The organism is Hydrocoleum sp. CS-953, assembly GCF_002260545.1.
Taxonomy (GTDB): Bacteria; Cyanobacteriota; Cyanobacteriia; order Cyanobacteriales; family Microcoleaceae; genus Trichodesmium.
The window spans coordinates 1-9,293 of sequence record NZ_LGSU01001286.1 but is presented as its reverse complement, the minus strand read 5'-3'; the positions used below and the strand labels follow the sequence as shown (position 1 = coordinate 9,293).

At 36.7% G+C, this 9,293-nt stretch carries 10 protein-coding genes; 3 read left to right on the top strand and 7 right to left on the bottom strand.

The window, feature by feature from the left end:
* The coding region (locus AFK68_RS22950; protein WP_143438160.1) for an efflux RND transporter periplasmic adaptor subunit at window positions 1-483 on the top strand (483 nt) is incomplete at its 5' end.
* A 245-nt stretch (window positions 484-728) separates the two neighbouring features.
* On the opposite strand, the gene AFK68_RS22945 is transcribed toward AFK68_RS22950, so the two are convergent.
* The 3 genes from AFK68_RS22945 to AFK68_RS22935 are packed head-to-tail and all read right to left on the bottom strand — an operon-like array spanning window position 729 to window position 2,918.
* A complete protein-coding gene (locus AFK68_RS22945; RefSeq protein ID WP_094675387.1) occupies window positions 729-1,838 on the bottom strand; it encodes an ATP-binding protein in 1,110 nt (369 codons plus the stop codon).
* Between the two features lie 14 nt (window positions 1,839-1,852).
* The gene (locus AFK68_RS22940) at window positions 1,853-2,173 is read right to left on the bottom strand and encodes a hypothetical protein (RefSeq protein ID WP_094675385.1); all 321 of its coding nucleotides are present in this window, start codon (window positions 2,171-2,173) and stop codon (window positions 1,853-1,855) included.
* 7 nt (window positions 2,174-2,180) lie between these two features.
* Window positions 2,181-2,918, bottom strand: coding sequence for a hypothetical protein (locus AFK68_RS22935; protein WP_094675383.1), 738 nt, complete (start codon window positions 2,916-2,918; stop codon window positions 2,181-2,183).
* A gap of 269 nt (window positions 2,919-3,187) precedes the next feature.
* Here AFK68_RS22935 and AFK68_RS22930 point away from each other — a divergent pair, with 269 nt between their 5' ends.
* Together AFK68_RS22930 and AFK68_RS37225 are read left to right on the top strand one after the other, a co-directional pair.
* Entirely contained in the window at window positions 3,188-3,991 is an 804-nt protein-coding gene (locus AFK68_RS22930; protein ID WP_094675381.1) for an NB-ARC domain-containing protein, read from the top strand.
* 240 nt (window positions 3,992-4,231) lie between these two features.
* Complete coding sequence (locus AFK68_RS37225; RefSeq protein ID WP_168186610.1) at window positions 4,232-4,393, top strand: hypothetical protein; 162 nt, start codon at window positions 4,232-4,234, stop codon at window positions 4,391-4,393.
* Window positions 4,394-4,827: 434 nt separating this feature from the next.
* Here the strand turns inward: AFK68_RS37225 and AFK68_RS22925 are convergent, their stop codons facing one another.
* The 4 genes from AFK68_RS22925 to thrS form a co-directional block, all read right to left on the bottom strand.
* Complete coding sequence (locus AFK68_RS22925; protein WP_094675379.1) at window positions 4,828-5,115, bottom strand: type II toxin-antitoxin system RelE/ParE family toxin; 288 nt, start codon at window positions 5,113-5,115, stop codon at window positions 4,828-4,830.
* Window positions 5,100-5,288, bottom strand: coding sequence for a hypothetical protein (locus AFK68_RS22920; protein ID WP_094675389.1), 189 nt, complete (start codon window positions 5,286-5,288; stop codon window positions 5,100-5,102). The genes AFK68_RS22925 and AFK68_RS22920 overlap by 16 nt, the downstream gene beginning before the upstream one ends.
* A 1,860-nt stretch (window positions 5,289-7,148) precedes the next feature.
* The gene (locus tag AFK68_RS43580) at window positions 7,149-7,382 is read right to left on the bottom strand and encodes a His/Gly/Thr/Pro-type tRNA ligase C-terminal domain-containing protein (RefSeq protein WP_256386632.1); all 234 of its coding nucleotides are present in this window, start codon (window positions 7,380-7,382) and stop codon (window positions 7,149-7,151) included.
* Window positions 7,383-7,391: 9 nt separating this feature from the next.
* Window positions 7,392-9,173 (bottom strand): threonine--tRNA ligase (gene thrS / locus AFK68_RS22915; RefSeq protein WP_246844361.1); only part of this gene is annotated, 1,782 nt, incomplete at its 3' end.
* Between the last annotated feature and the right edge of the window lie 120 nt (window positions 9,174-9,293).

Here is a 9,293-nt window from a genome sequence, read left to right as displayed (position 1 = left end):
GATGTAAATTTACCAATTCCCTTGGAGAGACGAGGAGATTTGCGATTGGGTTTACCTGTGGAGATTAGGAGTCCGGAGGGTAAGGTTTTGGAAATTGGGAAGGTTAGTTTTATTTCTCCTACTGTTAGTGATTCTCAAACTGTTTTAGTTAAGGTGGATGTGGATAATAGGGCTGGAAATTTAAAAGATGGTCAGTTTGTGGAAGTTAATGTAATTTGGGAGGAGCGTCAAGCTTTAGTAGTGCCTATGACGGCAGTGGGTTTTGAAGGGGAGACACGGTTTGTGTATTTGTTGGAGGGAGAAGGTGAAGAGCAAAAGGCAAAGCGTCAGATAATTGAGTTGGGTTTGGTTAAGGGAGATATGGCTGAGGTGATGTCTGGTTTGGAGTCTGGGGATAATTTGATTGTTTCGGGTATACAAAGGTTGAATGATGGGGTGGCAGTTAAAGTTTTGAATTCGGGGAAAAGAGGGAATAGGGAATAGGTAGAAATAATTGATTTTACTTTTGATTTTTGGAGGGCGTTGTATAAATGCGGGCTAATTCTAATAGTTTTGTGGAATGAGCATCTTGCCCGTTCCTGATATTTTCGATATTTTCCGACAGGCAGGATGCCTATTCTACAATGTTCAGCACCGCTTGCACGATCGCTCTTGTTTAAGACTTAAGAGATAAGGAAGTGAAGCATTTAGAGAAAAATATAGCCTCTAAATGCTTCACGTTTTCTATATCAGGATGTAGCTTCCTGCTTTTTCTTGGCTAAAGCTTCTTTGATTTTTTTCTCAGCCTCCTCTTTTTCTTCTGGAGTTAAAGGTCTTGATTTTGGAGTAACGTTAACTCGTGCTTTCTTAATAGAGTTAATAGACTCAAGTAGTTCGCTTAATGCAACTTCTTCTTTTCCTTGACGTGCTGCTCTCATAGCTGCATCTATAACAGCATTTTTGATATCTCTTCCACAAACATCTTCAACTTGAGCTAGTTTTTCTGAGGAGACATCTTCTGCTTTAGGCAGCTCTTCGACAAGGTGTCTTTTCCAAATTTCGCAGCGACAAGTTTCATCTGGCATGGGGAAATTTATATTTCTCACCCGCGTCTCAAATGCTTTGTCATAATTTTCTACAAGATTTGTGGAAAACATGACTACTCCGCGAAATCTTTCTAAGCAAATAAGTAACTGACTCCGCATAGAGTTAATAGCTTGCTCCGATCCTTGAGTGACATTGGTGAGTCGTTTGGAAAGTAAGGAGTCAGCTTCGTCTATAAATAACAGAGCATTTTGTTGTTCTGCTGCCAGAAAAATTGCTTCGACGTTTTTGGGTCCCTCTCCGTGGTACATACTCTCAATTTGAGCATAGCTGGCAACTAAAATCGGACGCTTGATTTTAGAAGCTATGGCGTGTGCTGCGAGAGTTTTTCCTGTTCCTGGTTTACCATGAAAGTTTAGTGCTGTACGAGGAAAAGGTTCAATTTTACGCAAACCCCACTTGTCGAAAACTTTAGACTCTAAGCGAATTAAGTCAACAGCTAAGAGGAGGTCTTCTCTGACTTTTTCAGGGATGACTAACTGCTCGAAAGTAAATAGAGGTTTTTGAGCTTCGTACCTTTTAGTAGGTTTTTCTGGGGATAAGTCGCGATCTGATTTTTTCTCGGTATAATTTTGTCCGTTTTGCGAATTGTTTTTTTCAAGTGCAGTACCAACTGTTATTTTGATATCCTCAATACCAGTTTCATCAAGTAACTTATTGACTGCCAGGGAAAATCTAGACCGACACACTGCAGCTATAGCTTCTGGTACACTATCAGGAATACCCTGTATGCGAATATCGCGAGGTGAGTTCATTTCTTCAAGATTTATTAGTCGTTGGCTGTTTTAAAATTCCAGAGCACAAGTTTTTCACCGAGATGAGCTTTCCGTAGTTCAGAGTCAATTTTCTTAGATTGATAAGCTATAGATTCTTTAACATTGCAATCACTGTCTAAACCTACTGCAATGATTTTATGTTGCCCGTTTGCAAGTCTCTCTTTCAAAGTAGCATGAATTTCACGATTTCTTGCCTGAGTTCTAAACCAGTCAATAATAGTAGATACAACCAGGAAAGCAGTGTGAATTAATCGCAAACCAGCAATTATTAAAGAAATAGCAGTAATAATAGTAGCAATGGTAATTGGGTCCATCTTCTTTTCACTCCACAATAATTAAATCTTGGTTATCAAAAGCATCCTCTAGTTCTGCATCCAACTTTTTGGTAACTAGCTGGCGACCATAGGGTTTTCCATCTGAGCGATCGATTATTTCATTATTACTATCCAAAAACATTTGTGCTAAGAGTTGACCTTGGGGATGAGTTTGGCGTAAAATATATCCTTTTTTAACCCTTGGATCGGACGGTCGATCTGTAATAAAATACTTAATTGCATCTTCATAGGTCATAATTGGTATGACTTCTCTTGTTTCCCCTAAGTCTTTGAAACAATTACTCAAAAATTGCCAATTAATCCTTGGATGAAACTCATTAAAACTAGATTTATTAGACTTCAAATTCACATAAATTAAGTCTTGATTCCCAAAATTTATATTTAGTTGACCATCTAATTTTATGGCTACTAACTGACGACCATAGGGTGTTCCGTCAGAACGACAAACAAGCTGATTATTTGTGTCTAAAAACACCTGTCCTAAGAGTTGTCCTTCAGGTATTTCTTGACGAATAATTACTCCTTTTTTCACACTACAATGAGATGGCATATCGCTCTGGAAATAATCAATAGCCTCGGCATAGGTCATCATTACCTGAACTTCTGGTACTTCTGAAATTTGCGATATCCATTTTTGAAACTGAGCTAATATTTGCTCTTCTTCTTGGGGAGTTATTTGTTTATTTCCCTCAGAATAGTCTTGAGAAAACCAGTTCAAAATCATTGCATAATTCCTATGTTTAATGCTTTGAATCAACTACAAATCCTAAATATAGGATTCCGAAATTTTCTATGCCTAAATATTTGATTTCTACATCTTCTATTAACTCACATACATCTCTATTTTGCAAATTTTAAAAATGTGAATTAGTGGTAAAACAGATTTTTTTCAGAACTAATTTAGTGTCAAAAGGTGTTATTTAATTTTCCCAGTGAGAAAAAGTGTGATAAAGTTATAGGATGCAAAACTAAACTACTACCCTACCTGTAGCTATGGATATTGAGACCTTAGTAGAATTAGCAGACAATTTAGTATTTACCAAAACTGGAGAACATTTAGATTCTCTACAAAAGGAAATTTTAAAAGGTACTTTAAACCGCAAAAAATACCCCCAAATAGCTAATGATTGTCAATGTCATCCTGACCATATCAAACAGGTAGGTAGAAAATTATGGAAACTTCTCTCAGATGTATTAGGAAAAAATATCAAAAAATCTAACGTTCGTTCCATATTAGAAAATTTCTACTTTTCACATATTTCAAATACAGGTAATGACTTCGTAAATATTAACAATAATCATATAAATATCCGTCTAGAAAACAGAACATCTCCCACCCCTAAAAATAAATCTTCCCCCACTCCCACTGACCAAAATCAAAACCACACTAACCCAGAAAATAATTATGATTTATCTGAAGCTCCAGATTTATATTGTCTGTGCGATCGCGAAGCGTTGCAAAGCAATCGCCACACCGAAATAACCACCCTCAAACAATGGATAGAAAACCACACTCGTATTATCACCATATTAGGATTAACAGGCATCGGAAAAAGTACACTTACTGTAGAATTAATTCAACAAATAAAAGATAAATTTGATTATATAATCTGGCGCAATATTGATAACTACTCCTCCTGTGAATCTCTACAAACAAACATTATTCAATTCTTATCTCAAACAGATTCTCCCTCCTCAAAAACAGAAAAACTTGCCAACTCTCAAACCATCAACAATAAATTAATAAATTACCTTCGTAAATATCGTTGTTTACTGATTTTTGATAATTTACAATAAATATTTGCTAGTGGAAAATTAGCTGGTACTTATCTGGAAGAACATGAAAATTATGGTAAATGTTTTCAACAAATAGCCACATCATCCCACCAAAGTTGTTTATTACTCCTCAGTCAAGAACAACCAAAAATAACATCAGGAAATAATCATTGTCAGACCTTAAAACTTGATAGTTTAGGAAAGTCAGCAACAGCAATTTTAGAAAGTAAAAACTTAACAGATAAAGAGAAATGGTTAGACTTGATAAATCTCTATAGTGGAAATCCTTTATGGTTAAATATTATTGCCGATGCAGTAGAAGATTTATGTGATAGAAACGTCACTTTTGTAGCATTCTTTTTTCAAACTGGTATTACTTCCACCTTATTACCGAAAAATCAGGGTTTAAACTCTCTCCTTTAAAGGATAAAAAAGCGGTTGTTTGCGGAGCAGTCCGTTAGGATGGGATGGCGTTAGCGCAGCGGGTCCGTAGGAGCGGGTCTCCCGCTCTTGCAGAGCCACTTCGTTAACGCCATATCCAATCAACCAAGAGAAGAAAAAAATTTCCTTTTTAACCAATCCTCTTATTTTCAAGAAGAAGTAATTATTAATGGCGTTGCATTATCAAGGGATGATTTTGAGATTTATCCTACAATTTAGCCTTATAAATCAAAATTTTCAGCTTATGCAAATTTAATTATCATCCCCCAAATATGCAACGCCTTATTAATTGTTAATTATTAATTATTGAATTCCACCTTCTTCCTTCTTCCTTCTTCCTTCTTAACTAGAAAACCGAGCTTCTATTGAAACTCGGTTCTGAGCTGATATTCGATTGGAGCCTGATCGCCCTTAACCTACAAATCTAATAACCTTTTTCCATGAATAACCGCAGCAACCGTCACTACCTCACCTTTAACCTTATAAAGGACTCGATAACTATAAGCATAATCTTGTCGATAACTATCATCCCCAAACTCTTTGACTACTTCTCCCCCTAAAGGATTATTAACCAAATTTTTAGTAACATTAATTATCCTGTGGACTACTGCTGCAGCATAGGAAACAGAATCACGCGCTATGTAGGAAGCGATCGCATCCACATCATCTATAGCCTTAGAAGACCAAACTACTTTATAACCCATTTACTCAAAAGCCCTTCAGCTTCTTCTTGTGTAATTTTTCTTTCTTTATCAGCTACTTCTAAACCATGAAGAACTTTTTCAATTACATATAAATGATATTGAACATCTTCAAGGGAGCAATTATCTGGCAATTTGTTTAATAGAGATTCTACTTTTTTCTTAGCGGTACTCATAAAGTTCATATTATTAAGTCACTGTTCCTAGGTGTACATGAGCCACTGGACAGCGACATCTGGTGTTTTGCATTTTCGCGCTTTCTAGACATAAAAAAGCGAAAAACACACCTCCTCCCAGAGGAACCTTAAAGGTATTAATCATTTTTAGTTGTAATTTTTTTATTTTGAAACCAGTAGGTTTCATATAGTTCCTTTAAATTAGATGGTTTCATGTTCCAGCGCCTTTCGCAAAAAAAATAGTTCAGATTATCGCCGACCTTGGCTCTAGATAATAAAATAGGTAATATACCTATTAATAATATAACAATCTGATTGAACTTTTGAAAGAGAATACTATAGTTTGAGCTTTCAACTATTGGTATAATTACTTATAGTTGTTTATTTATTACTCAATTATATCTGTTAATTTATGTATAACTGGTGAAAGACTACTTAGAGGTATTCATTCACATAAAAGTTTTACCTTCTACAGATGACTGTCAAATATGATTTGGCAGTATTGAAAGGGATAATTGATAATTGGTCATCATTAGTTAATGGCCAACTAACCATTCTCAGGTCAAAAGTTTTATATACTATCAAGAGCTTATCAAAAAATAGATCAAATAAATAGACTGAGTCTCAATTTTGAATTTATCGAGAGGCAGGTCATTTCAGTTATCAGTTATCAGTTATCAGTTATCAGTACTTCCAGCTAAAGCCCGAGGTTTGAAATACTGAATTGAATATTAATTTCATCCCCTTAAAAGGGTCGGGTTGAGACCTCCTGGTTTTGGTCAATAGTTAGGGTTTGCGCTCAAAAGTCTTTTTTCGGGAGTAGGGGAGTAGGGGAGTAATTTTTTTGCCCAACTATGCGCCACAAATGCGTTCCTTTTTGAGCATGAATAGCTGAAAACCAAAGTATTTCAGACCTAAAAAGCCTAAAACCTTTATCGGTAAATGCTTTGAGATTTAATCAGCAAGCCCTAGTTATACCATTTCTCAAAAACTTTATCTATTTCAGAGTAGGGGAGTTTAGGGACGTTGCACGCAACGTCCGTACGGGAGAAGCAAACATAAGAATAATTAACATTAAACTAGCTAAAATTAGCAAAAAAATGATTATGATTGTGCTGATTAGTTAATAACTGAAGTATCGCCCAAGTATAGCAATAATGCATGGGAATTGGTATTTATAGATGTTTAGAGCTTGACCAAAAAATAAGGTCTTAAGCGTCCTCTTTTAATTTTAAGGGAATAAAAAAAATGAACTTCAGTATTTCAAGTCTCTGGCTTTAGCAGTCTTTACTGTTTAGCTACGGGACATCAAAAACATAGTTAGGACTCAGGAGGCTTTTCATATGGATACCAAACTGTTAACGCAGTTCCTCTGTTTAGCTGCGCGACATGAAAAAGCGCAGCTCTTGGANTATAGATGTTTAGAGCTTGACCAAAAAATAAGGTCTTAAGCGTCCTCTTTTAATTTTAAGGGAATAAAAAAAATGAACTTCAGTATTTCAAGTCTCTGGCTTTAGCAGTCTTTACTGTTTAGCTACGGGACATCAAAAACATAGTTAGGACTCAGGAGGCTTTTCATATGGATACCAAACTGTTAACGCAGTTCCTCTGTTTAGCTGCGCGACATGAAAAAGCGCAGCTCTTGGAGAGGAGGTAGAAGGCTAACTTAAATAACCTCCTCCAAACTTTACGGTTTAAGCATAAGTTGGGCAATTCCCAAAACTGAATATTTAGGTATTTTGTAAAGAGAAACCTAGTGTAGGATGTCAGAAATATGTTACCAGTGACAAAATACTCAAAGCCTTACCAATCAAAACTTCTGACTTCTGACTTCTGACTTCTGACTTCCGCGTAGCCATACTAGAAATTTTCATAGTTGCCGATCGCCTCTGTCATTTTCTGAATTGCTTCTACCACAGGTATACTTCCCAATTCACCAGCACTACGAGTCCGAATACTCAGACTATTAGACTCAACTTCCTTAGCACCCACAACAGCCATTACAGGAATTTTAGCTTTCTCAGCATTCCGAATCAATTTACCTAAACGTTCATTACTTATATCCGCCTCAGCACGAATACCTACTTGACGCATCTTTTCGGNTGCTTCTACCACAGGTATACTTCCCAATTCACCAGCACTACGAGTCCGAATACTCAGACTATTAGACTCAACTTCCTTAGCACCCACAACAGCCATTACAGGAATTTTAGCTTTCTCAGCATTCCGAATCAATTTACCTAAACGTTCATTACTTATATCCGCCTCAGCACGAATACCTACTTGACGCATCTTTTCGGCAACCTCTTGAGCAAAAGGCAAAAATTCTGAATTAACTGGTAAAAGTTTAGCCTGGGTAGGAGCTAACCAAAGAGGAAAATCTCCTGCATACTCCTCAATTAAAATACCAATTAACCTTTCTAGAGAACCAAAAGGTGCCCGATGAATCATTACCGGACGTTTTCTGGTTCCATCTTCTGCCACATATTCTAAATCAAATCGTTCCGGCAAATTATAGTCAACCTGTACAGTACCCAACTGCCATTCTCGCTCCAAAGCATCCTGGAAAATAAAATCTAATTTTGGGCCATAAAATGCAGCTTCACCAATACCCTCAAAATGATCCATACCCATTTTTTCCACAGCTTGACGAATCGCACCTTCAGCTTTTTCCCAAGCCTCATCAGAGCCAATATACTTATCTGAGTCAGGGTCACGGAAACTTAATCTAGCCTTAAAATTCTTTAGTTGTAGATTTTTAAACACAAATAAAGTTAAATCTACCACACTAAGAAACTCGGCTTCAAGTTGTTCGGGTGTCACAAACAAATGAGAATCATCTTGAGTGAAACCCCGGACTCGTGTTAAACCACCTAATTCCCCAGACTTTTCATGGCGATAAACAGTGCCAAACTCGGCAAGTCGTATTGGTAGCTCCCGATAAGAACGTAATTCATTTTTATAGATTTGGATATGGAATGGACAGTTCATTGGTTTTAAAACAAAACCCTGTTCCTGAGCTTCTGATTCTTCATCCTCGGCCATCATCGGGAACATATCCTCTTTATACTTTTGCCAATGTCCGGAAGTTTTGAATAAATCTACTCTGGCAATATGGGGAGTATCTACAGGTAAATAACCCCGTTTCTGTTGTTCTTGTTGGAGAAAGTCTTTCAGTGAATTCTTTAACATTGTACCTTTGGGAGTCCAGATAGGTAATCCCGGTCCAACAAGGTCGGAAAACATAAATAGTCCTAATTCTTTACCTAGTTTACGATGGTTTCTTTTGAGAGCTTCTTCTTTACGTCTTTTATATTCGGTTAGTTGTTCTGGAGTTTCCCAAGCAGTACCATAGATACGTTGTAATTGGGCTTTAGTTTCATCTCCACGCCAATAAGCTCCAGCAACAGTTTCTAATTCAATTGCTTTGGGGTTAAGTTGTTTTGTAGTTTCGATGTGGGGGCCTGCACATAAATCCCACCACTCTTCACCAAGATGATAAATGGTTATTGGTTCTTCTAAATCTTCAAGAATCTCTAATTTGTAAGGTTCTTTAATTGCTTCTATTCTAGTTTTAGCTTCTTCCCGGCTGACTTCTTCTCTAATTACGGGTAAATCGCGTTTAATTATTTTGACCATCTCTTTTTTGATGGCTTTTAGGTCAGCTTCTGTAAATGATTCTGGGGTATCAAAGTCGTAGTAGAAGCCATTTTCAATCCAGGGGCCGATTGTTACCTGAGCTTTGGGAAATAGCTTTTGCACGGCCATTGCCATGACATGGGATGTGGTATGACGAATTTTTTTGAGAGTTTCTGACTCGCTAGTGCGAGGTAAATGGATTTTTTCTGGTTGTTCAGAGGAAGGATTAGATTCTGAGCTGGACATTAGCTGTTTATTCTGACGGTTTTACTTTTATATATTTTTACAGAGATGGACGTAGATTGAGTTTTAGTTAGATTATCATAATTTAGGAATTTAGAGTTCTAAACACTACATATATAAAAC